General features: G+C 62.8%; 23 protein-coding genes. 9 read left to right on the top strand and 14 right to left on the bottom strand.

Features of this window, described 5'->3' with window-relative positions:
• Positions 1-84 precede the first annotated feature (84 nt).
• The 7 genes from NKH02_RS08935 to NKH02_RS08905 all read right to left on the bottom strand — a co-directional run bounded on the left by NKH02_RS08935 (position 85) and on the right by NKH02_RS08905 (position 8404).
• Positions 85-1266, bottom strand: a complete 1182-nt coding sequence (locus NKH02_RS08935) for a serine hydrolase domain-containing protein (RefSeq protein ID WP_352877992.1) — start codon at positions 1264-1266, stop codon at positions 85-87.
• A gap of 168 nt (positions 1267-1434) precedes the next feature.
• Entirely contained in the window at positions 1435-2631 is a 1197-nt protein-coding gene (locus NKH02_RS08930) for a serine hydrolase domain-containing protein (protein WP_352877989.1), read from the bottom strand.
• A 68-nt stretch (positions 2632-2699) separates the two neighbouring features.
• Entirely contained in the window at positions 2700-3734 is a 1035-nt protein-coding gene (locus tag NKH02_RS08925; RefSeq protein ID WP_352877987.1) for an ABC transporter substrate-binding protein, read from the bottom strand.
• A 22-nt stretch (positions 3735-3756) separates the two neighbouring features.
• A complete protein-coding gene (locus NKH02_RS08920; protein ID WP_352863428.1) occupies positions 3757-4557 on the bottom strand; it encodes an ABC transporter permease in 801 nt (266 codons plus the stop codon).
• On the bottom strand, positions 4550-5470 hold the full coding sequence (locus NKH02_RS08915) for an ABC transporter permease (protein WP_352877984.1): 921 nt from the start codon (positions 5468-5470) through the stop codon (positions 4550-4552). Before NKH02_RS08915 ends, NKH02_RS08920 begins: the two co-directional genes overlap by 8 nt.
• Positions 5471-5472: 2 nt before the next feature.
• Positions 5473-6567, bottom strand: a complete 1095-nt coding sequence (locus NKH02_RS08910; RefSeq protein WP_352877981.1) for an ABC transporter ATP-binding protein — start codon at positions 6565-6567, stop codon at positions 5473-5475.
• A gap of 157 nt (positions 6568-6724) precedes the next feature.
• Positions 6725-8404 (bottom strand): amidohydrolase, encoded by a 1680-nt coding sequence (locus NKH02_RS08905; protein WP_352877978.1) that lies wholly within the window; start codon positions 8402-8404, stop codon positions 6725-6727.
• 156 nt (positions 8405-8560) lie between these two features.
• On the opposite strand from NKH02_RS08905, the gene NKH02_RS08900 reads away from it, so the two are divergent.
• Complete coding sequence (locus NKH02_RS08900) at positions 8561-9319, top strand: TetR/AcrR family transcriptional regulator (RefSeq protein WP_352877975.1); 759 nt, start codon at positions 8561-8563, stop codon at positions 9317-9319.
• 22 nt (positions 9320-9341) lie between these two features.
• Positions 9342-10373 (top strand): histone deacetylase family protein, encoded by a 1032-nt coding sequence (locus tag NKH02_RS08895; protein WP_352877973.1) that lies wholly within the window; start codon positions 9342-9344, stop codon positions 10371-10373.
• Positions 10374-10411: 38 nt separating this feature from the next.
• Here the strand turns inward: NKH02_RS08895 and NKH02_RS08890 are convergent, their stop codons facing one another.
• The gene (locus NKH02_RS08890) at positions 10412-11605 is read right to left on the bottom strand and encodes a TMEM43 family protein (RefSeq protein WP_352877970.1); all 1194 of its coding nucleotides are present in this window, start codon (positions 11603-11605) and stop codon (positions 10412-10414) included.
• Positions 11606-12380: 775 nt separating this feature from the next.
• On the opposite strand from NKH02_RS08890, the gene NKH02_RS08885 reads away from it, so the two are divergent.
• On the top strand, positions 12381-13091 hold the full coding sequence (locus tag NKH02_RS08885) for a helix-turn-helix transcriptional regulator (RefSeq protein ID WP_352877968.1): 711 nt from the start codon (positions 12381-12383) through the stop codon (positions 13089-13091).
• Entirely contained in the window at positions 13088-13858 is a 771-nt protein-coding gene (locus NKH02_RS08880) for a helix-turn-helix transcriptional regulator (RefSeq protein ID WP_352877966.1), read from the top strand. Before NKH02_RS08885 ends, NKH02_RS08880 begins: the two co-directional genes overlap by 4 nt.
• A gap of 5 nt (positions 13859-13863) precedes the next feature.
• Here the strand turns inward: NKH02_RS08880 and NKH02_RS08875 are convergent, their stop codons facing one another.
• From NKH02_RS08875 to motA, 6 genes are read right to left on the bottom strand one after another with little or no spacing between them, the layout of a single operon-like run.
• Complete coding sequence (locus tag NKH02_RS08875; protein ID WP_352877963.1) at positions 13864-14340, bottom strand: BspJ family T4SS effector nucleomodulin; 477 nt, start codon at positions 14338-14340, stop codon at positions 13864-13866.
• The gene (gene flhB / locus NKH02_RS08870; protein WP_352877961.1) at positions 14337-15419 is read right to left on the bottom strand and encodes a flagellar biosynthesis protein FlhB; all 1083 of its coding nucleotides are present in this window, start codon (positions 15417-15419) and stop codon (positions 14337-14339) included. Before flhB ends, NKH02_RS08875 begins: the two co-directional genes overlap by 4 nt.
• 9 nt (positions 15420-15428) lie before the next feature.
• A complete protein-coding gene (locus tag NKH02_RS08865) occupies positions 15429-16439 on the bottom strand; it encodes a flagellar motor switch protein FliG (RefSeq protein ID WP_352877960.1) in 1011 nt (336 codons plus the stop codon).
• 43 nt (positions 16440-16482) lie between these two features.
• Entirely contained in the window at positions 16483-16869 is a 387-nt protein-coding gene (gene fliN, locus NKH02_RS08860; RefSeq protein WP_352863406.1) for a flagellar motor switch protein FliN, read from the bottom strand.
• A gap of 16 nt (positions 16870-16885) precedes the next feature.
• Positions 16886-17833 (bottom strand): FliM/FliN family flagellar motor switch protein, encoded by a 948-nt coding sequence (locus tag NKH02_RS08855; protein WP_352877958.1) that lies wholly within the window; start codon positions 17831-17833, stop codon positions 16886-16888.
• Between the two features lie 32 nt (positions 17834-17865).
• Positions 17866-18741: a flagellar motor stator protein MotA gene (gene motA, locus NKH02_RS08850; RefSeq protein WP_352863402.1), complete on the bottom strand. Its 876-nt coding sequence runs from the start codon at positions 18739-18741 to the stop codon at positions 17866-17868.
• Between the two features lie 147 nt (positions 18742-18888).
• On the opposite strand from motA, the gene NKH02_RS08845 reads away from it, so the two are divergent.
• The 5 genes from NKH02_RS08845 to flgB all read left to right on the top strand — a co-directional run bounded on the left by NKH02_RS08845 (position 18889) and on the right by flgB (position 23379).
• Positions 18889-20010, top strand: a complete 1122-nt coding sequence (locus NKH02_RS08845; protein WP_352877955.1) for a DUF1217 domain-containing protein — start codon at positions 18889-18891, stop codon at positions 20008-20010.
• A 7-nt stretch (positions 20011-20017) separates the two neighbouring features.
• A complete protein-coding gene (flgF, locus tag NKH02_RS08840; RefSeq protein ID WP_352863398.1) occupies positions 20018-20740 on the top strand; it encodes a flagellar basal-body rod protein FlgF in 723 nt (240 codons plus the stop codon).
• Positions 20741-20743: 3 nt separating this feature from the next.
• A complete protein-coding gene (fliI, locus tag NKH02_RS08835) occupies positions 20744-22147 on the top strand; it encodes a flagellar protein export ATPase FliI (protein ID WP_352877953.1) in 1404 nt (467 codons plus the stop codon).
• On the top strand, positions 22134-22919 hold the full coding sequence (locus NKH02_RS08830; protein WP_352877952.1) for a hypothetical protein: 786 nt from the start codon (positions 22134-22136) through the stop codon (positions 22917-22919). Before fliI ends, NKH02_RS08830 begins: the two co-directional genes overlap by 14 nt.
• A gap of 79 nt (positions 22920-22998) precedes the next feature.
• Positions 22999-23379 (top strand): flagellar basal body rod protein FlgB, encoded by a 381-nt coding sequence (gene flgB / locus NKH02_RS08825; protein WP_352877950.1) that lies wholly within the window; start codon positions 22999-23001, stop codon positions 23377-23379.

Here is a 23379-nt window from a genome sequence, read left to right as displayed (position 1 = left end):
ACGTCCGATCCGCCAACCGCCGCGCTTTGATCAGCCCGGCGGGTCCACAGGAAAGCGCGCGCTAATGTGGCGACCCAGGCGCGCTCAGACCATGCGGCTCAGCGCTTCCAAAAAGGCGACGATCTCGACATCGAGCGCATCGTCCACCGGCTCCGGCTGCGACGACATCTTGGCGATCACCACTTCGGTCCTGGGATCGACATAGAGCCACTGGCCATGGATGCCGATGCCGCAATAGGCGCCGTTCTCGTGTCCAGTCTGGTACCATTTGTTGCGATAGCGGCCCTTCGGAAACAAAAGTGCCATCGTGCCTCGCTGCCAGGCTTCCGAGCTGCCGCCGGTGGCAACGGTATCGCGCACCCAGGCTTCCGGCACGATGCGGCGGCCGTTGGCCACCCCACCTTGCCGCATCATCTCGCCAACGCGCGCCAAGTCGCGCGGCGTCACCGAAATGCCGCCGGCGGTGCGGGCCGTGCCTTCCATGTCGACGCTGATCGAAGCGTCGCTGACGGCGCCCAGCGGCAGCCACAGTTTGTCGCGCATCAGGTCGGAAGAACGCTGGCCGGAGGCGCGCTCGAGCAGGATGCCGAGCAGATCGGAATTGGGCGAGCGGTAGCGGAAGGTCTGGCCATGCGGCTCGGCAAGCCGCTGCAAGGTCAGGATGAATTCGCGCAGGCTTTCCGTGCCGCCGCCCGGATTCCACAGCGTGGCGCGGCGATAGCGGGCGAAAGCGCTCTCCGGATCGAGATAGGCCTCCGCGAAATCGAGGCTGACGCTCATGTCGAGCACATGCCGCACGCTTGCGTCGCCATAGGCCGAGCCGGCGGCTTCAGGGATGTAAGCCGTCACCGGCGCTTCCGGGTCGAACACCCCCTCACCTTCCAGTATGCCGGCGACAATGGCGGTCATCGACTTGCTGATCGAAAAGATGATGTGGCGGGCGCCGAAATCCATGTGCGGCGCGAACCAGTCGCCGATGATCTTGCCGTCTTTCATCACCGTCAGCGCATCGGTGCTCGAACGTCCGAGAAATTCAGCCACCGTCTCCGGCACGCTGGTGATAGCGACCTTCTCGCCGAGCAGACCGCCCATGTCCCGGACCGGCGCCTCGACACCAGCCGGGGCTGCCGCCACACGGGCGGTCGGCACCAGTTCTCCGAGATTCTGGAACGACCACCGGTTGAACGGGTTTTCGCGCCAGTTGGCGAGCAGCACCTCGTTGCGACAGAAGCCGTAGCGGGTCTCGAACGCGGTCTTGCCGGTCATGGCGGTTCCTCCCAAGTCTTGTTTAGAGGCTGTTTCGAAAGTCGGTCCGGCGAGTCATATGGCGGCGGTTTCGAGAACCAGAGCGGAGCGGACATTTCAGGTCCGTGAGCATCGGAAGCGCAGAAAACGCCGTCAGATGGCCGCTGGAGTGAGTTTCCAAACAGGCTCTCAGCTCAGTGCAGCGGCGATGGCGTGCACGGCCTTCAGCGTCGCCATGGAATAGGCGACGTTGCTGAAGTCCGGATAGGTCGAAAGCTTCACCACGACCATTCCGGTATTCCAGTCGATATGGATCATCTGCCCGAACACGCCCCGGCACATCAGCGCGCGCGAGCGCGGGTCCTCGATCCAGAACTGGTTGCGATAGCTGCCCTCCGGCAGGCTGGGGCTGAAGTCCGGCCCATGTGTGCCGTTGCGCGTGGCCTCGATCCAGTCGGCGGGCACGACGCCGCCGCCATTGTCGAGGATCAGCTGGCCAAAGCGGCCGTAGTCGCGCAGCGTCGCATTGAAGCCGCCGTCGGCCACCGCATAGCCGGCGCTGTCGACGGTGAAGCACGCGCTTTCATCGGCGCCGAGCTTTTGCCAGAGCTCTTCCGAAACCAGGTGCGGCAGCCGCTTGCCCGTCACCCGTTCCATGATGAAGGCAAGCACATCGGTCTCGATCGAGCGGTATTCGAAGGCAGCACCATGCGGGCGGATCGTTTCCTTCAAGCCCAGGATCAGTTCGAACATGTGCGAGGGCCAGCGAAAGGCCGGATCGCTGTCCGGCGGCGCCGGCTTCCAGCCGGTGGCGACATCGACCTGGCCGATGTCCGAATAGCGGTCGGTATATTCCTCGGAGAAGCGGACGCCGCTGGTCATGTCCAGCACATGCTGGACACTGGCGCCGGCCCAGCCCGTCGCGCTGAGTTCCGGCAGGTAGGTCGTCACTGGCTTGGCCGGATCGATCAGTCCGCGCCCGACCAGTATGCCGAATACCGAACCGGTGACGGACTTCGCCATCGACTGCGACAGATGCAGCGTGCGGTCATTCATGCCGTTGAAATAGCGCTCATAGGCGACCTTGCCGTCCTTCAGCACCAGCAAGCCGTCCGTATAGGTCTCATCGAGCAGCCCGGCGAGCGTCGTCGGCGCGCCTGTGCTGTCTTCGACCGCCAGCCCGTCGAGATCGACCTCGGCGCGTTCGAAACGGTGGCGATGGCCATTGCCGCGCCAGACTTCGGCGGTCGGCAGAATTTCGCGGATGTGCTGGAACGCCCAGCGGTTCCACGGCGGCCGGTCCCAGTCGAGCTTCGGCGGCACCATGGCCGGCGGCGAGCCCTGCATGATCGGCGGCCGCGGATCGGAGTTGCGGTAGGATTCCATGACGACCGAGCCCCTTGAACGTAAAACGGACCCCGCGGCGTGCGCCGCCGGGCCCGTCGAAAACGCGGTTACTTCTGCAGTTCGGTCCAGATCTTGGTGTAGATGTCCTGGATTTCCGGGGCGCACATCTGCTGCAACTCGGCACGCGGCTTGTCGGCTGCCGGGATGACAACTTCCGGCGCGTCCTTCATGTCGGCCGGCATGTACTTGTCCGATCCGGTGATGGCGTTGGCATAGCGATGGAAGGCCGAGAGACCCGCCGCATTTTCCGGGTCCATGATGAAGTTCTGGAAAAGCTTGGCGTTCTCGACGTTCTTGGCTTCCTTCAGAACGACGACGTTGTCGCTCCACAGGCCAAAGCCTTCTTTCGGATAGTTGTAGTGGATGGCCGGGTTGGCCAGCCGCTGGCGCAGCGCCGACCCGTTCCAGTCGCTGGTTGCCTTGAAGTCGCCGGCGCCCATCTTCTCGATGGTGTTGTACTCCATCGCGATCCAGTTCGGCTTGGCCGCGACAAGCGTGTCACGCACCTTCTTCAGCACTTCCTTGTCGGTGGTGCATTGCTGGCCGCCGACATATTTGATCGCGGCGAAGATGACGTCGTTCATTTCGGGAACGACATTGACCTTGCCCTTCAGTTCGTCAGGTGTGTTGAAGATGATGCCCCAGCTGTCGGCCGGGCCCTTGTAGGCGTCGGTATTGACGACCACGCCGACAGTGCCCAGGGCCCACGGCACCGAGTATTTGCGGCCCGGGTCGAAATCGGGATTGGCCCATTCCGGCGCCACATTCTTGAAATTCTCCATCTTGCCCGGATCGGTCTCCTGGACGAGGCCTTCCTTGATCCAGATCGGCACGTAGGTCTGCGAAGGCACCGCGATGTCGAAGCCAGTGCCGCCCTGGCGAACCTTGGCGAGCGCGGTGTCGTTGGAATCGTAATCGGTGATGGTCACCTTGACGTTGTATTTGGCCTCGAACTTCTTGATCACGTCAGGGCTGGTGTAGTTGCCCCAATTGTAGATGTTCAATTCGCCGTCGGCGCGGGCCAGGCTCGTCGAAGCGAGCAACGCCAACCCCATGGCGGTTGCTGTTGTCTTCCAGTTCATCGTTTTAACTCCCATTTTCGGTTCAGTCTCGTTTCCTGCTGACGAAGAAAAACAACGTGACGATCGCGACCGAAAGCAGCAGGAAGGCGGTCGATATCGCGTTGATCTCGGGTGTGATGCCGCGGCGAATCTGGCCGAGCATGTAGGTTGGCAGCGTGTCCTGACCGCCCGATTTGACGAACTCTGTGATAACGACGTCGTCGAGCGAGATGACGAAGGCCAGCATCAATCCGGCCAGGATGCCGGGCCACAGAAGCGGCAGGGTGATGCGGCGGAAGGTTTTCCACGGAGTCGCGTAAAGGTCGGCGGCGGCACGTTCCAGCGTCAGGTCCATATTCTCAAGCCGCGCCCGGATCGGCAGGTAGGCGAAGGGAATGCAGAACGCCGTGTGCGCGGCGATCAGATAACCGATGCCGGAATAGCCGGTGAAGATCTTGATGCGCGAGAAGAAGATCAGCAGCGCCACGCCGGTGACGATCTCGGGCACCATCAGCGGCTGATTGATCGCCGCATATTTGAACGTGAGGCCGGGATAGGGCGCGGTTCGCGTGGTGGCGAGCGCGGCCATGGTGGCGAAGATGGTGGAAAGCACCGCCGCGACGGAGCCGATCTGGAAGGAACGCAGCGTGGCATCGATGACCTGCGTGTTCTGCCATGCCGACTGGAACCATTTCAGCGAAAAGCCGCCCCATTCGGAGGTCGAGCTCGCCGCGTTGAAGGCATAGATGACCAGCACGATGATCGGCAAATAGAGCACGATAAAGCAGGTCGCGGCGATCGTGGTGAATCCCGGCTGGTGCTTGATGGAAAAGTTCTTAGCCATGACGCACCCCTGCCTTGCCGGCATTGCGCACATAGGCAAGCAGCGCCACCATGACGATGATCATGACGGCGATCGACAGCGCCGAGCCGAGCGGCCAGTTGCGGCCCTGCCCGAACTGCAATTCGATCAGGTTGGACAGCATCATGTTCTTGCCGCCGCCCAGCACGCTTGGCGTCACATAGGCGCCAAGTGCTGGAATGAAGACCAGGATGGAACCGGCGATGACGCCTGGCTTGACCAGTGGGAAGGTGATCCGCCGCAGCACCTGGAAACGTGTCGCGTAGAGATCATAGCCGGCCTCGACCAGCCGGAAATCGAGCTTCTCCATGCTGGCGTAGATCGGCAGCACCATCAGCGGCAGGTAGACATAGGCCATGCCGATCAGGATCGCCGTGTCGGTGTAGAGTATCTGGATCGGCGCCGAGATGATGCCGAGCTTGAGCAGGATCGTGTTGATGATGCCTTCGTTGCGGATGATCTGCAGCACGGCGAAGGTGCGGATCAGCAGGTTGGTCCAGAACGGTATGGTGATCAGGAACAGCCAGAGATCGCGAGTCTTTTCGCTGCGCGTCGCCATGAAATAGGCGGTCGGGAAGCCAAGCACCAACGTGGCGATGGTCGTCACCACCGCGAGCTTGATCGAGCGCAGGAAGATGGTGACGTGGGCTGCGGCGATCGAAAGCGTATCGTCGAAGATATCGCGTTCCAGAAACACCGCTATCCAGGCTTCCGGCGAGAATTGCCACTTCACGTCGCCATAGGAGCCTGGTGTCAGGAATGAATAGACGAGCACGATCAGCAACGGGCCGGTCGCGGCGAGAAAAATGGTCAACAGCGCTGGGGCTGACAAAAGCCAGCGCTCACGGATATCGCGCCGTTCCGCTGCCTTGGCGACTTCTTCCGCGGTCGCCATCGTCAGTCCTTCAGGACCTGGGCGGCATCGCTGCCGATGAGAATGCCGACCGTGTCGCCCTTCTCGAAACCACAGCCCGCGCTGCGCGTGTTCTGCTGGCGTACGGTGAAGAGTTCGCCACTCTCGAGATGAACATGGATGTGGGTGTCGGTGCCGAAATAGACGATGTTGTCGACTGTTCCCGACAACTCGCCCTTGCCCTTGCTCAGCTTGGCATGTTCGGGCCGAACCACGACCGTGGCATTGGCCTTGGGCTGGAAACCTTGGGCCACGGTCGCCTCGATGGTCGCACCGGATTTGAGCGTCGCGCGCGCCTTGCCGTTGGCCATCTCGCTGATGGCGGCCATAAGGAAGTTGGTTTCGCCAATGAAGTCGGCGACGAAGCGTTCGGCCGGCTTGTCGTAGATATCCCAGGGCGAACCGACCTGCAGGATCTTGCCCGACGACATCACCGCGATGCGGTCCGACATGGTCAGCGCTTCTTCCTGGTCGTGGGTGACGAAGATGAAGGTGATGCCGGTCTCGTGCTGCAGCCGCTTCAATTCGATCTGCATCTCCTTGCGCAGCTTGTAGTCGAGCGCCGACAGTGGCTCGTCGAGCAGCAGCACTTTGGGCTGCGGTGCGAGCGCCCGGGCCAGCGCCACGCGCTGCTGTTGGCCGCCCGAGATCTGGCTGGTGCGACGACCGGCGAGCGCTTCCATCTTGACCAGCTTCAGCATCTCGGCGACGCGCGCCTTGATCTCGGCCTTCGGTTTGCCCAGCATTTCCAGGCCGAAGCCGATGTTGTCGGCCACCGTCATGTGCGGGAACAGCGCATAGGACTGGAAAACGGTGTTGACCGGCCGCTTGAAGGGCGGCAGCAGGGCGATGTCCTGGCCATAGAGCAGGATCCCACCGGCGGTTGGGAAGTCGAAGCCGGCGATCAGCCTGAGCAATGTCGTCTTGCCGCAGCCGGATGGGCCAAGCAGCGTGAAGAACTCGTTCTCGCGGATGGATACCGAGACCGTGTCGAGGGCAGCGACCTGCCCCTCCCCTGATCCGAAAATTTTGCTGACGTTTACTACTTCAATCGCATTCCGATCCGGTTTGTCCGGCACGATTACGCCTCACTGTTGACCCCGCTCTTGCTGGCGGAGCTCTTCCCCTGTTCGATGTGACCACATGGCCGGTAGGTTGGCAAGCCCGGCATTGAATCACGGTTCAGTTCGTATTTTCGGCTAGCAAGGCTCATGCCCAGCAAGCCTCATGCCATTGTCAGGCCTGATAGGTGATCTTGCCGCCACAGATCGTCGTCACCGGCCGCACCTCGTGCAACGCTTCCGGCGCCGTCGCCTCGATGTCCGCCGAAAGCACCACCAGATCGGCCATGTAGCCTGCTTTCACCTTGCCCTTGCGGTGCTCGGCAAACTCGGCATAGGCGCCCTCGACCGTGTATGCGGCGAGCGCTTCATGCAGCGAGAAGCTCTGGTCCGGGTCGCTTTCTGCCCACGGTTTGCGCAACACCGACGCGCGGATGCCCAGGATCGGATCGATCGGCGACACCGGCCAGTCCGATGCGAAGACGACATGCGCGCCGGCATTCTTCAGGGTTCGCCAGGCATAGCTCAAGGGCCAGCGCGCCGGCCCGATGCGCGACACCGTCGGCTCCAGCGGAAAATCCATGGCGCCGGGCGGATGCGGCGGCTGCATGGAGGCGATGACGCCGAGTTCGGCGAAGCGCGGCACGTCCGAAGTAGTGGTGACCTCGATGTGCTCGACCCGGTGGCGGCTGTCGCGCTTGCCGTTCGCCTTCTGCGCCGCCTCATAACCGTCGAGCACCGCGCGCACCGCGCCGTCGCCGATTGAGTGTACGGCGATCTGCAGCCCCCGCTTGTCGACCGCGACGGCCAGATCGATGAACTGTTGAGGCGTGAACAGCGGCTCGCCCACCCAGTCGGGCCGGTCGGCATAGGGCTCGACCATGACAGCCGTCCAGGAATCGAGCACACCGTCATAGAACACCTTGACCATGCCCGACGACAGCCATTCGCTGTTGTAGCGTTCGGCCATCGTTGATGCCTTGTCGAGCATGTCGAGCGTCATGAAATTCTTGTAGTGGAACGGGATTTGTACGCGGCAAGGCAAGCCTTCCACGGCTTCGATCTCGGCCAGCAGCTCGAGCTGATAGAGATTGCCGTCCATGTTCTGGATCGAGGTGATGCCATGGCGGGCGCACCAGGCGAGCCCGCGCCGCATGATATCGCGATCGGCGGCCCGCTCGGCCGCCGTCGGCACCGGATCCGGCTCGCCGCCGGTCGACAGCCCCAGCCGCACCCGGCTTTCGCCGGCAAGGTCGAGCACCGGGCCGAAGGCCTCGCCTTCGCGCAATTCACCGGCCGCCAGCCCATCGTCACCCATGACGATCTCATTGCCCGGACCAAGCGTGCGTCCATGCAGGATGCCGGCCATTTCCAGCGCCTTGGTGTTGGCCCACATGGTGTGATGGTCGGGCGCGGCCATACAGAACGGGCGATCGGGCAAAATGGCGTCGAGGTGATGGCGCGTCACCCGCTCGCTGCCGAGCACGGTGTAATCGACGCCCTGGCCGACCAGCATCGGAGCATCAGGCCGCGTCGGCGCGTAGTCGCGTATCGCCTTTTGCAGCGCCTCGAAGCCGTGGACCCCGACAAGCTGGAGATGGGCAAGCTCCGCCCCACCTGAAAACAGGTGCATATGGGCTTCGATGAAGCCCGGCACGACCGTACCGCCCTTGGCGTCGATGACCTTGGTGGCCGGTCCCTTGAGCTCTTCGATGGAGGCGCGGCTGCCAACGGCGATGATGGCGCCGTCCTTGACGGCAACGGCCTCGGCGGCGGGATTGTCATCGTCCATTGTCTGCACACGACCGTTGATGACGATCAAATCCGCATTGTTACCCGCACCCGTGACAGACATCGCGACTCCGCGCTTTTGACGACTGGCTGACACCGACAACCCCCTGCCTCCAACGACCTGCCGCTCCACCGAGGCGGCGCCATGGGATGGAAAAAGATGCCAGCTCGCCGTCTTCGAAATTCCCCTTGTTATCCCGGGAGACAGCGTGGATAAAGAATGCGACTGATTATTCGCGTTTGTCAACATGCGGAATATGGAATGTATTGTGGACAGCACCCCGCGCCTGTGTTGGGACCGGGCGGGGAACGAGGACATCAAGCCGTGAAGCGCAGTCTCGACCGCAAAACCAGGATAGCGCTCGAACCGCGCAAGCAGCCACGGCAACAACGGTCGAGCAAGGTGGTCGACAGGATTCTCGACGCGGCGCTGATCTTGACACGGGAGCAAGGGACAAAGACGCCGACGACGCTCGCCATTGCGCAGCGCGCGGGCTTGTCGGTCGGTTCGGTCTACCAATACTTTCCCAACAAGGAAGCCATTCTTCTGGACCTCGCCCGGCGCTGGCTGTCATCCTTTCCCGAGGTCATCGCGAGGCGCATCAAGGTCGCCCCGCCCACCAACCGCGACGAATTTCGACAGGAAGTGCGCAGGCTCTTCATCGACACGTCCAGGCTCTACCTCGAAAACGCCAGCCTGATGCCGGTGATCGAAGCTATCTCCGGTAACGCCGACCTCCGGCCGATTCAGAACGAATATGACGACCAGATCATCGCCCTCTACGCCGCATGGCTGCAGCATGTGAACCCGGCTCTTGAAGACAAGATCGCCAGCCGGCTCGGCGTGGTGATGATGGAGGTCGGGCACGTATGCCGGCTTGTGGGGCTGAAAAAAGACCGCCGGACATTCGACCTCATCGAGGACGATGTGGAAACCATGTGGCTCGCTCTGGTGAGCCCGTATCTCAATCTTGACTGATTTCGCACTTCGAGAGGAATCTATGCAGACTGTCTATTCGCCGCTTCACGCTGGTCATGCTGGCCAAATGGAACTGGTCACCTCGGCCATCGTGCCGGGTTTCGAAAAGCCGTCGCGGGCCGAATTCATCAAGGCGCGGGTCGAGAGTGAGAAACTGGGGCCGATCGTCCTGCCGCTCGAGCATGATCTCGCCGCCGCCAAGCGCATCCACAAATCAGACTATATCGACTTCCTGCCGACGGTCTGGCCGCAATGGACAGAAGCCGGCTTCAAGGGCACGGCGATGCCCTTCACCTGGCCGACGCGCGGCCTGCGCGGCGACGTGCCGCCAAAGCGCGTCGACGCCCTGCTCGGATACTATTCCTTCGATGCCGGTGCCACCTTCGTCGAGGGCACGTGGGCCGCGATCAAGTCGTCCTATGATGTGGCGCTGACCGCCGCCGGCCTGGTCAAGGGCGGCGAGACATCCGCCTTCGCGCTCTGCCGTCCGCCCGGCCACCATGCCGGTGCCGGCTTCATGGGCGGCTATTGCTACATCAACAATGCCGCCGTCGCCGCGCAATGGTTCCGCGATCAGGGTGCCGAACGCATCTCGATCCTCGATGTCGACTACCACCATGGCAACGGCACGCAGGAGATCTTCTATGACCGTGCTGACGTGCAGGTGCTCAACCTGCACGGCGATCCGATGGTCGAGTACCCGTTCTTCCTCGGCCATGCCGACGAAAGTGGCGCCGGCGAAGGCGAAGGCTTCAACGTCAATTATCCGATGCCCTTCGGCACCGACTGGGACGCCTGGAATGCCTCGCTCGAGGACGCCTGCGCCAAGCTTGCCGCTTACGCCCCGGATGTCGTCATCGTCTCGCTGGGTGTCGACACGTTCGAGAAGGACCCGATCAGCCAGTTCAAGCTGAAAACATCTGACTATCCAAAGATCGGCCGCCGCATCGCCAAGCTTGGCCTGCCGACGCTGTTCGTCATGGAGGGCGGCTATGCCGTCGAGGAGATCGGCGTCAATGCCGTCGGCGTTCTGACCGGTTTCGAGGATCGGTAAAATGAGCGCCGAACGGCGGTGGCCGTTCGGCGTTAGATCTAGCTTGCCGCCTCGGTGCTCGGCACGGCAACCGGTGCGGCTGCCTTGCGCGAGCGGCCGAGGTAGTAGACCGCCGCCGCCGCGATGATGCCGGCCGCAAGGATGCCCACCGCCAGGACCGGCCGATACCAGAACCAGGCAATCGCAATTGTCGTCGTGCCGACCAGGATCGCCAGGAAGAAGGCGATGATGCCGGTTCCCATCCGCGCCATGCCGCCGAGGAACGGAATGACGTCGAGGATCACGCCGATCGGGCTGAGGAACAGGGCAAAGCCGATGGTCAGCAACAAAAGGCCGGCGGCACGCAGCAGCCAGGTGATCAGCGTGTTTGCGCTGACCGCCTCGGCGAACATCTTGTCTGCCGGGACAGTGCCGGTGTCGACCATCAGCAACGCATCGCCCGCCTGCGTCTGGTAGGGTTCGAACCGACTGCCGGCCTGCCGCGCCACGATGCTGATCACGCCGAGCGGTGCCAACTCGTAGCCGATGCGGTAATCGCCCAGCGCCGGCGTTGTCGTGTCGGCGCCGAGATAGATCCTGCCGTCGACGACGCTGAGCGGCCCGGTGCCGGTATAGGCGGCCTTGATCGCGGCCGATTGGTCGGGTGACAGCGCATACGCCTTGTCGCCCTCGATGCGATCAAGCACCGGCGTGTGGAGATCGAAGGCGACAAGCTTGCCTTGCGGAATTTGGAAGGTGCGGCCGTGGATCGCCATCGGCGGATTCTGGTGGCCGTCTGGTTTCTTAAAATCCGACGAGTCGATCTGGCTGTCGTCCCACACTTTCGAATAGCTGTAGGTGGTCACGGTCTCCTCACCGCCACCAAGCTTCTTGGTGGTCTCGGATTTGGACTCTTCCTTCCACTGGTACATCTCGGCGCTGCGCGACAGGCGCAGACCTTGCGCCGCAATGCCGAAATCCGGATCGGCGAGACCACTGTCCGTCGTCACCGGCCCGCTGACATGCACCAATTTGCCGTCATTGGCGGCATCGACGCTGTCGGCGCTGGCCGAAACCACGGCTCCGGCCCCTTCGGCCAGAGAGCGCGCCGTCTGCACCGCGCGCCCCTCGTTCCAGAACAGCCCGATCACCATCAGCACGACCAGAAGCAGGCCGAAGATGACCCCACCGACAGCGCGCTTGATGCGTCCGAACCACGAGACCGACGTAACTTCCCGAAATGAATCGCTCATTGTTTCCCCCGAAACCACTTGTGTTAAAATCTGCGCGCGACCGCGCATGGAACCGATCAATCGGCATGGATTTGCGTGCCGCAATCCTTGGCCGCGGCAACAGGAATGCACCGCTCGTGTCGTGCCGCCGTCACCGACCCGCCATGGCGATGCGGACAGTGGCGCTTGCTGTTTGCCGCCGAGAAGGTCGAGCGCCCGCATCGCCGTCTGCTCGCCCCCTCGTCGCGCTTGACGATCTCGCGAGCATCACCGTGAACACCAAAAAAGCCGGCTTCATGATCACCCCCATGCCGATGGCCGCGAACAAGCGCCCATCTCGCCCCGTCCGATCGAAGGGACGCCCATCCCTGCCGATTGCCGAAAACCTATCGGAATTGATCGGCTCTCGATACAGCATCTTTACAACAACGTCTGGCTTTTTCGTATCGGCGTTTCAGCGACCCAGGGCGGCGAAAGGGCTTGGCGTCCGCCTCTGAGTCGCACGTGAGTCCACCAGATTCGATTTTGTCAAATCGCGTTTGATGTCGGATTCAACTGCGGGTAGATTAGACCCGAATCAGCCGGTCCTCGGGGGGCGCGGCGACCACCCAAAGTCTCTTGTTCCGGAGCTTTTCCGGCACCAGACGCGGACGGCTTCGCGTTCCCTGAATGGATTCGAATCTGGTGGGCGCAGCCCTGCGCCAAGCGTGTGTCTTCAAAGTAATGCGTATTCGGGTTCGGTGGCTGGCTTCCAGCAACCGGATAGCAGAAACGATTCCGGCCAAAAGCAACAAGAATGAGCAGTCCCGCCGCGCTACTTCAATCCGACACATTGGGCTCGCGCCTGACGTCGCGCGGCGATCTGACTAGCTTTTTCATGCAACTGACAGCCGAGATCGGCGCCGACAGCTATATGCTGGTCGCCATCGTCCACGACCAGGACCGCAACGATGCGCGCATCGTCTCGTCCAATTGGATTTTCGACGCCATCGAACTGACCGGCAAGCGGCTGATCGCCGGGCTTGCACAAGGTGCGCTCACCGTTGCGCCCGGTATCCGCCCGATCGCCCTAGTGGCATCCCAGGCGCCCAAGACTGACGGATTGATCACCGGTGAGGAAGCGCGCCTTCTCGACGTGCTTGGCCATGCCGAGATCTATTCGCTGCGCCTCAATGTCGGTCGCCAGCGCCTGTTCGCCTTGTTTTCGGCAGCGACAGCCGGCAGCATCGACCAGCCGGCGCTGATGAGGGCACAGCTGAAATGCTGCTATGCGCTCTCGCACATCCCGCAACTGATTGCCGCCGCCGCGATGCAGGATCCGCTGTCGGATCGCGAGCGCGAATGCCTGTTCTGGGTCTCCGAGGGCAAGACCACCGACGAGGTGGCGGTCATCCTTGGCGTCTCCTCCAACACCGTCAACAGCTACATCACCCACGCCATCCAGAAATTCGCGGCCAGCAACCGCGCGATGGCAATCGCCACGGCGATCAGGAGCGGCATCATTTGAAACACGTCGACATCAAGGAGGCTGCCGAAGCCCTTTTCAACGAGCAGCGCAATCCGTTCGGCGCCTTTTCGCTCGGCTCCGAAACCCATCACGCCGTCACCATTCCCGATGCCGTGCGCCGCTGCCGCTGGATCTCCGTCGACATCAACGCATCCGCCTTTGGCCTGTTCTTCGTCAGCCCCTCGCCCGAACGCGCACGGCTCGTCCCTTGCCTTGATTCCGACTACCCCGGCATTGCGGTGGCGACGAAATTCATTTCAGGCGCCAATGGCGAGGAGATCGTGCGCCACACCCGCATCTCGACGGAACCGCGCTGGTGGACGGACGACGGCGTCGCCGCCATGGCGGAGATGTTCGGTAATCTCGCCTGGACCGAGCAGATGGCGCCGCTGGCGCCCGGCACCAGCGGCATCGCCTTTCCGGTCCACGCCGATCGTGGGCAGTGCGGCCTCGTCGTTTTCATGGGCTCGGAGATCTCCTTGCCGCAGGACGCGCTCTACGAGATCCACGCCCGTTGCTTCTCGCTGTTCGCCGCCGTCGCCCGCATCCGCCCTAGCGATGCCGGCAGGATGCGTGCGATCTCCAAGCGCGAACTCGAATGCCTGAAGCTGACCGCCAACGGCAACACCAGCGAGGAGATCGCCAGGCTGCTGAAACTGTCGGTACACACCGCCAACCAGTATCTGACCCAGTCGACCCAGAAGCTGAATGCGGTCAACCGCAACCAGGCCGTTGCCAAGGCGCTGCGGCTGGGGCTTATCGAATAAGGCAACTATAGGATTGGCCCGCGGCTGTCGGAAGCGATCGATGTTCCGAGAAAGGCCAGCGGCTCGGCCTTGCGGATACGCGCCTGTTCGATGACCGTCTCGAGCAGGGCCGTGTTGTGCTCCGGGTCTTCGCCCGGCTTCTCGAACGACACGTAGTTGACCACCACCGAAGCGCCGTTCTCGCTCAGCGTCAGCTGGAAATAGACGGTGACCCCAGGCGGCCTCAACTCCAGATCAAGCACAATGCGCGGGCTGCCGCTCCAGTCGACATGCGCCTCGCCCCCATGGCCGAGCCGCAGTGTGCCTGGCATGAAGAACAGCTCTACCGCTGAATCGACCAGATCCGACAGGCACGCGAAATGCTCCAGTCGGATGAAGGCGATATAGTCGGCGACATCGATCAGCCTCAGTTCTCCCACCACTTGCTCGATGGCACTGGCGACGATGATCTCGCGGGATTTTGCGTGCGGTTGACGGTTCATGAAATCTGTCTGCGCTCAGCCTTTTTCGAGTAGACGATCCGCACCAGTTCGGCGACGGCCTGGTAGAATTGCGATGGGATCACACTATCGACCGAAACTTGCTTGTACATGGAGCGGGCGAGCGCCACGTCCTCGAAGATCGGGATGTTGTTTTCGCGTGCGATCTCGCGGATTTTCAGCGCCACCAGATCCTGCCCCTTGGCCAACACCATTGGTGCCGAGTCCTCGTCGCGCACGTATTTCAACGCGATCGAAAAGTGCGTCGGGTTGGCGATAATAAGCGTCGCGCGCGGCACCGCCGTCATCATCCGCTTGCGCGCCCGGTCGCGCGCCAGCGAGCGCAGTCGCGACTTGACGATCGGGTCACCCTCGGATTGCTTGAACTCGTCCTTGACCTCCTGCTTGCTCATGCGCAGATCCTGCTTCCAGTGGAAGCGCGACCAGACGATGTCGACTGCCGCGATCAGCCCCATGACGAAGACGATCGCCACCAGGATGTCGACGGCAATGCCGCGGATGACGAGTCCGAAAGCGACCGGATTGGTGATCATGCCGGCGAGCAGCTTGCGGTGGTCTTCCGACAGAGTGAAGCTCAGCACGACGATGGCAAAGCCAACCTTGCCCAGTGACTTCAGGAACTCGACCCAGCCCTGAATACCGAACAGCCTGTTCCACCCCTTGGGGATCGAGATGCGCGAGAGTTGCGGCCGCACCCGATCGCCGACGAACTGCGGCATGTTCTGGAACACCGAGGCGCCGACACCGGCGACGGTCAGCAGCACGAACAGGCTGATGACGGCCCGGCCCACCTCGAAAATAACAGTCTTGTAGAGCGCGATGACGTCCGTCTCGGTGTCCATCGGCCAGGCTTCCGGCTTCTCCAGGAACATCGACAGGAACATGCCGAGATCGATGACGGCGTCCTTGGCGTAGAAGACGGTGAACACCAGTATGGCAACGAACGATGCAAGAAGCGCCGTTTCTCGCGAATGGGGCAGTTTGCCCTGTTCGATAGTGTCGCGGATCTTCTTTTCCGTCGCCTCTTCGGTTTTCGAATCCTTGTCGACCGCGTCAGCCATGGCGCGGCCTTAGGCGGCGTCTTGGGTCGACGGAAGTTCGAAGGAGCCTTCGCGCGACAGCCGGATCGTCGTCGTCACGATCGTCTTGCGTGCTGCTGTTATATCGGCGAGAGGAACCCCTTCCGAACCTTGTCCGAGTTCGGCTTCGATCATGCGCCGCGACCGCGCGCCGATCGCCGACAGAACGGATTCGACAAGTCCCGCCTGCGAGCCGCGCAAGGCCAGCGTGATCAGTTCGGTCGACAGCCCGTCGAACAGCAGCACCCGCGCTTTCTGGGCGAGCAACGGCAGGTCGTCGAAGGCGAACAGGCGGGCCCGCACACCATCGAGGTCGGGTGTGCCGGCGGCTTCCAGATCCTGCATGACCTCCTCCAGCAGCGGCTTGTCCAGTTCGTTGAGGACGCTGGCGACACGCGCCTGCCCGGCAGAAGTGTCCTTGGTCGAGGTTTCCGCCAGCACGCTGGTGCGCAGCCGGTTTTCGACGATCTTGCTGGCGGCGTCCGGAACATTGGCCATCGTCACCATGCGCTTGATGATTTCGCCACGCATCGGCTTGGTCAACGTCAGCAGCACGCTTGCCGCCACCTGCGGCGCCAGTTTCGACAGCACCATGGCCGCGGTCTGCGGATGCTCGCCGGCCAGGAAGGCGCCAAGCCGCGCCGGTTCGAGCTTTTCGAGCTCGGGCCAGATCGGCGGCGGGCCTTCCGGAGCGACCTCGAATCTCTTGTCGCCCATGATCGCGCTCATCTCTTCAGGCGACAGCGACTCATTGAGGATGGTGTCCATCCTGTCGGCGGAATCGAGCAATCCCGCCCCTTCGGTGAACTCGGCCTCGAACTCGGCGACGATGCGCTCAAGATCGCTTTGCGGAATCGTCCGCAGCAGACGGGCGCCCTCGATCAGCGCCTTCAGTTCTTCCTGCTTGAAGAATTTCAACAGGCGGCTGGCCGACGGCTTGCCCATCGCCACCAGTATGGCGGCTGCCTTCTGCGCGCGGGTCAAGGTCACCGGCGTCGTCATGCCACCCGCCTCCGCTGCCACCGGCAAGCTCCGCAACCCATGTCTAGGCGCCCTTCGTGCCAGCGATGATTTCGGTCAGCCTGATGCCGAAGCGCGACGGATCGCTTTCCAGCACGGTGATCTCGCCGCGCGCGATCTTGCGGCCGTTGACCACGACGTCGACAGGTTCGCCGATACGGCGATTGAGCGCCACCGTCGACCCCTTCTGCAGCGCCATCAGGTCGGAGACCGGCATCTCGGTGCTGCCGAGGATGATCTGAACTTCGACGGGGATGTTCATGATGACGCTTGAATTGGCGCCGGAGGCGGCCCTGAACGCCGCATCCGGGCGTTGTTCCTCTTCGTGCAGGACCCCGCGCAATTCTTCGATGGCACGGTCGAGTTGTTCGTCCGGCTGGTCGAGGTCGGCTTCCACCTTGGTCTTGGCCATGAATTGTCTCCAGTGCTCAGGCGCGTCCGGCGGCAGCCGGCATCAGCCCGTCGATAAAATCCTGCCCGGCATCGAAGGGATGCTTGATTCGGACGGTATAATTCTGTCCCAGTTTGCCGAATTCGCAGACGAACAGCGTCTGGCCGCGGGCACTGAGACGCGCCTGTGATTGCGCTGTTTCCTCGAATTCGATGATCTGGCCGACGTCGAAGTCGGCGACATCGCCGAGCGTCAGCCGGGCCAGCGGCATGGTGGCTTCGAGCGCTACCATTGAGCGCATCACCTCTTCCGAAAAGCGCGCGCGCCAGCTGGCGTTTTGATCGTTCTCACTGACGGCGGCAACGCTGTCCCGACCGGCCAGCACGATACGCTGCGGCATCGTCACGGTGATGCTGCCGCTGTCGGCCGGCGTCGAGATGCCGAGGACGATGCGCAGTGCGGCCCCGTCGCGCAGCACGTGTCGCTTGGCCTCCATGCCAGACATCGCCCGCGGCGCCGGAAGCCGTAGCTCAAGCGAGCGCCGACCGGATCCGTTCAGCGCCTGCGCGACCTGCTGAAACACCATCGTCGAGACGTCGGTCTCGATCGGCGACAGGTCACGCTCGATCGGTGACACCGGCATATCCGGATCGCCCCCAAACAGCGTCGAGACCATGATGGCGATCGCCGCGCCATCGATGACGAGGGTCACCGCATCTGACGACGCTGGCGAGGCAACGACGGTCATCGCGAAATTCTCACCGGCGCGGGAACGCGCCTCGGGAACGCGGCTGATCTCGATCGCTTTGAGATCGACAATGACCGGAACGCCAAGCTCGCCGGTCAGGCTTTTCTGCAGCAGCGGCACGGCGCGCTCGGCCATGGCGCGGCCTGCATCGATGATCTGCGCGGCCTCGCCGCTGTCACCGACGAGCCGCTCGATGATCAGCGAGCGTGCTTCCGATGGGCTGCCCGGACTGGTCATGGCGATGCTGGGACCGATCTGTCACGCATCGTTCAGGCGGCCTTCTTTTCGACGGCGCCGGTGTTCATCGTGCTCTGCTCGACGGCGTCGATCGTTGGTCGTTCGTAGGACGAGATGGTCTTGCGGCCGAACTCGATCGCCACCTGCGGCAGAGCGCCGTTCATGTAGGCCAGCAGCGTCTGCTTGACGATGGTATAGAGGCGGTTCTTCTTCTCGCGCACCGTCTTGATCTTGGTGGCGATCGGCCCGACCACCGCATAGGACAGGAAGATGCCGAGGAAAGTGCCGACCAGGGCCGCGCCGATCAGGCCGCCCAGGATTTCCGGCGACTGATCGAGCGCGCCCATCGCCTTGACCACCCCAAGAACGGCGGCGACGATGCCGAGCGCAGGCAAGCCATCGCCAACCGCGATCAGCGCGTGATAGGCCTTCATCTTGTCGGATTTGATGGTCTGGATTTCCTCGTCCATCAGCGCCTCGATCTCATGCGAGCGGGCATTGCCGATGATGATGATGCGACAGTAGTCGCAGATGAAATGCGTCAGATCATGGTTCTTGAGCACGGTCGGGAATGCCTGGAAGATCGCCGATTCCTCGGGATTATCGATATGGGCTTCGACCTCGCTGCGCGATTTCGAGCGCAGCTCGCGCATCAGTGAGTGCAGCACGCCGAGCGTTTCGAGATAGTCCCGCTCCTTCGGCACCGCCTGCTTGAAGGCTTCGAGGATGGCCTTGCCGGTGTCCTTGACCGTCTTCATCGGGTTGGCAACGAGGAAGGTGCCGAGCGCAGCACCGCAGATGACCACGGCTTCCCACGGCTGCACCAGCACGTGAAGATGGCCGCCCATGGCCATGAAGCCGCCAAGGACGCAGCCGAGCGTCACCACAAGTCCAATCAGAATGCCCACAAGAGGTCCTTCCGCATTTCACATCAGGAGCAAGGGATAGCCCCCGTGCCTTGTGTGAGGCTTGAATCGAAGCCGCCGGATCCGATTCAGTTTCGCGCAAGGAAGTGGGGATATTGTCCTGTCATAGCTTCGGCCGGAGGCGCGTCTTTGCTCAATACATTTACCAGCTACCAGCTCATCACCAAGGACATTTCAAAGTCGCTCGACAGGATCGAGCAGCAGCCCGTGGTCGATCGCGACACCAAATATTATCTGGACAACATCACCAAGGTGAAATCGATCGACGATTTCGTCAAAAATGACCGTTTGTTCAAATATGCCATGAAGGCATACGGGCTCGAGGACATGGACTACGCCAAGGCCTTTATGGTCAAGGCACTCAAGGAGGGCGTCTCCGATCCCGACAGCTTCGCCAACAAGCTGACCGACAAACGTTACGCCGAATTCGTCAGCGCCTTCAATTTCGCCGCCAACGGCGCCGATGCGACCATCTATAACAAGACGCAGCAGATGGTGACCAAGAACTACGCCACGCAAGCGAAAATCGCCGGCCTCGATCCGAATTCGGCCTATGTGAAAGGCGAGACGACATACTATCTCGCCAACATCACCAAGGTGAAGTCGATCGACGACCTGATGTCGAATAACCGGCTCTACACATACGCACTGGCTTCATTCGGCCTCGATTCGATGACGGAGGACAAGGATCTCATCAAGCGGGTTCTGCAGGGTGGCGTCCGCGATCCCGACAGCGTTGCCAACAAGATGACGGACAAGACCTACGCGGCACTTGCTTCCGCCTTCAATTTCGAAGCCTATGGTGCGAACGCCACCACCATCAATCCGGCGCAGCAGCCGACCGTCGACAAATACATGCGCCAGACCCTCGAAGAGGATGCCGGCCAGACCAACCAGGGCGTGCGGCTGGCGCTTTATTTCGACCGCAAGGCGCCGACCATCACCAGTTGGTACGACGTGCTGGCCGACACCGCGCTTGCCAGCGTCGTGCGCACCGTGCTCGGCCTGCCCGATTCCTTCGCCACCGCCGATGTCGACAAGCAGGCGCAGCTGTTCGAACAGAAACTCGACATCTCGGATTTCTCCGACCCCGAGAAGCTCGGCAAGTTCCTGACGCGCTTCACCAGCATGTACGAGATCAACAACCCGACGTCATCGGCCGTCACCTCGGTCAGCGTGCTGTTTGCCCAGCCGATCACGGTCGGCATCTCCACCGACCTGATGATGGCCATGCAGAAACTGAGGTTCTGAGAGCATCATGCGGGACAGCCTTTACGTCGCCCTTTCCTCGCAGATCGCGCTCGAGCGCCGCCTCGACACGATCGCCGACAACGTCGCCAACGCCTCGACGATCGGCTTTCGCGCCACCGGCGTGAAGTTCGAGGACGTCGTGTCCGGCACCGGATCGAAATCGGTGTCCTTCGCCTCCCCTGGCAAGACCTATCTTTCCGGCGCTCACGGTGCCTTGAGCGAGACCGGAAATCCGTTCGATTTCGCCATCCAGGGCGATGCCTGGTTCGCCATCGACACGCCTGTCGGCACCGTCATGACCCGCGACGGGCGCTTTTCGATGAACGAGAACGGCGAGCTGATGTCGATCGAGGGCCACGCTGTGCTCGATGCCGGCGGCTCACCGATCCAGCTCGACCCCCGCAACGGCCCGCCCAAGGCCGGGGCCGACGGTTCGCTGCGCCAGAACGATCAGCTTGTCGGCTCCATCGGTCTCTACAATTTCGATCCGGGCGAAAATTTCGTCCGCTACGGCAATTCCGGCATCGTTCCGGCGCGCACGCCAGAGCCTGTTACCGATCGCTCCGATATCGGCATCGCCCAGGGGTTTCTCGAAGAATCCAACGTCAATCCGGTGCTGGAGATCACCCGACTGATCATGGTCCAGCGCGCCTTCGAGAACACCGCCGCCCTGATGCGGCAGACCGACTCCTCCACCGACGAGGCGATCAAGACGCTCGGCTCGAAGTAACCCATGTCGCTCGACCAGCCATCCCTGCGCGCACCTGAAAGACAGCTCCAGCCGGCGCCGGAAGACCGGCTTGTCGCTCTGGAACGGGTCTGGCGGCGTTTCGCCGACACCGAGGCGCTGCTCAAGCGCGGCGGCCGCGTCACCGAAGTCACGCCCACGCACTACAAGGTGCACGGCCTTTCCGACTTCGCCAGGCTGGGCGACATCGTCGAGCAGCGCGGTCATGCCGGCGCCCGCCGCGGCGAGATCGTCAAGATCAGCCGCGATGAGGTCGTCGTGGCCCCCTTCGAACGCAGCGCCGATGCCGGTATCGGTGATGCCGTGTTCCGCCGCGGTCCGCTCGCGGTGGCGCCGCATGCCTCGTGGCGCGGCCGCACCATCGACGCGCTCACCAGGGCGATCGATGGCGGCACGCCCCTGGTCAGGGGCGATGACGCATCGATCGGCGCCCAGACGACGCCCGGCGCCATGGCGCGGCAGCGTGTCGGCACCGCCTTCATGACCGGGGTCAAGGTCATCGACATCTTCACGCCGCTCTGCTTCGGCCAGCGCCTCGGCATCTTCGCCGGGTCCGGCGTCGGCAAGTCGACGCTGCTTGCCATGCTTGCCGGCGCCGACGCATTCGACACCGTCGTCGTGGCGCTCATCGGCGAACGCGGCCGCGAAGTCCGCGAATTCCTCGAGGACACGATCGGCGACAGCATGGCCAAAACCGTCGCCATCGTCGCCACCAGCGACGAGAGCGCCATGATGCGCCGGCGCGCTCCGGACACCGCCATGCGCATCGCCGAACATTTTCGTGACCAGGGGCACCGCGTGCTCTTGGTGCTGGACTCGATCACCCGCTTCGCCCACGCCCTGCGCGAGGTGGCGACGGGAACCGGCGAGCCGCCGGTCGCGCGTGGCTATCCGGCCTCGGTGTTCACCGAGCTACCCAAGCTGCTCGAGCGCGCCGGGCCAGGCGCGGAAGGCAAAGGCTCGATCACCGCCATCATTTCCGTGCTGGTCGACGGCGACGACCACAACGATCCCGTCGCCGATTCCGTGCGCGGCATCCTCGACGGTCACGTCGTGCTCGACCGCACGATCGCCGAACAGGGCCGCTACCCGCCCGTCAATCCGCTGTCGTCCATTTCGCGGCTGGCCGGCAAGGCCTGGAGCACCGAACAGCGCGCGCTGGTGACAAGGCTGAAGTCGATGATCTCGCGCTTCGAGGACACGCGCGATATCCGCCTGCTGGGCGCCTATCAGGGCGGCGTCGATGCCGAACTCGATATTGCCGTGCGCCAAGTGCCGCTGATCTACGAGGCACTGACGCAAGCGCCGAAGGACCGCCCCTCAGCCGATCCATTCTCCGACCTCGCCCGCCACCTCAAGAGCAAGCTGAACGCCGATGCCGGAGACTGAACGCGAATATACAGAGCGCATCCTGCGCGACATGATCGCCGAAGCCAATGCCGCGGAAGAAGCCCGATCTGACGAAGCGAGAGCCGCCAAGGCAAAGGCTGCCCGTGCCATAGCCGCCAAAGCCGAGGCCGTTCTGGCCAAGGCCGCCGAGCCCGCTTTGCCCCGGGCGCCCCGGGCGCAGGCCGCCGAGATGACGCAGGCCAGCCGCGACTCGCTGATCGATGGGCTGTTCCCACTCAACGAATGGCCGCGGCCACCGAAGGCGGTGTTTCCCAGGTTGAAAAAAGAGTCCAGCCGGCGCAGCGATCTCGTCATTGCCGCGCTCGGCATTACGCTCGGACTGATCTGCGCCCTGTTTCCGTGGTACATCTTCTTCAACCAGGACCAGTTTGGCGTCCAGGCGATCAAGTTCGGCGGCACCGGCACGAATTCGGGGCGGGCGGGCGGCGGCGTGGTCGCCCAACGCAGCGCGCCGCTGACAGCGAAGGACGTTCCCGCGGCCGATCTCGATCTGCTCGCCACGGGAACGGTGCAGGACGATGCCAATCCCGCGCCGGCACCCGACGATCAACCTTTTCCGGCCGACGCCGCGAAATTTCGCCTGGTCCATGTTGCCAACGGCCGCGCCATGATCGAGGACGATGCCGGCCTCTGGATCGTCCAGCGCGGCTCGATACTCCCGGATTCCAGCCAGGTGTCTTCCATCGAGCAGCGCAAAGGCAAATGGGTCATGGTCACCAGCACCGACCAGGTGATCGAGCTTTCGCGATAAAGCTCTCCGGCCTCTGGTCATTCGCAAGGCCCGCGCAAGACTCGCGGCCTAGTCTCTGAGCACCTGCCCGGAGATTCCCATGGAGCCCGTTTCCCTTTTCGACCTCGCCACCAAGCAAGCCCAGTGGCTGGCCGTGCGCCAGTCCGCCGTCGCCGGCAACATCGCAAACGCCAACACGCCGGGCTACACGGCGAACGATGTCGAGCCGTTCGAAAAGGTGCTCGATCGCACAGCCGTATCGCTTCAGGCCACGCAGGCCGGTCATCTAGGCAATGCGGCGACCAATGCCGGCTTCACCATCAAGCCGCAGGAAGATGACGGCGTTATCATGCCATCCAAGAACTCGGTCGTGCTGGAAGACCAGTTGATGAAGGCCGGCGAGGTGCGCCGCTCCTTCGAACTCAACACGGCGATCGTCAAGGCGTTCCATTCCATGATGATGATGGCGGTTAAGAGCTGA

It is taken from the genome of Mesorhizobium sp. M1396, from assembly GCF_040317725.1.
Taxonomy (GTDB): Bacteria; Pseudomonadota; Alphaproteobacteria; order Rhizobiales; family Rhizobiaceae; genus Mesorhizobium.
The sequence above is the reverse complement of the archived record's forward strand: the minus strand, read 5'-3'. Positions and strand labels throughout refer to the sequence as shown.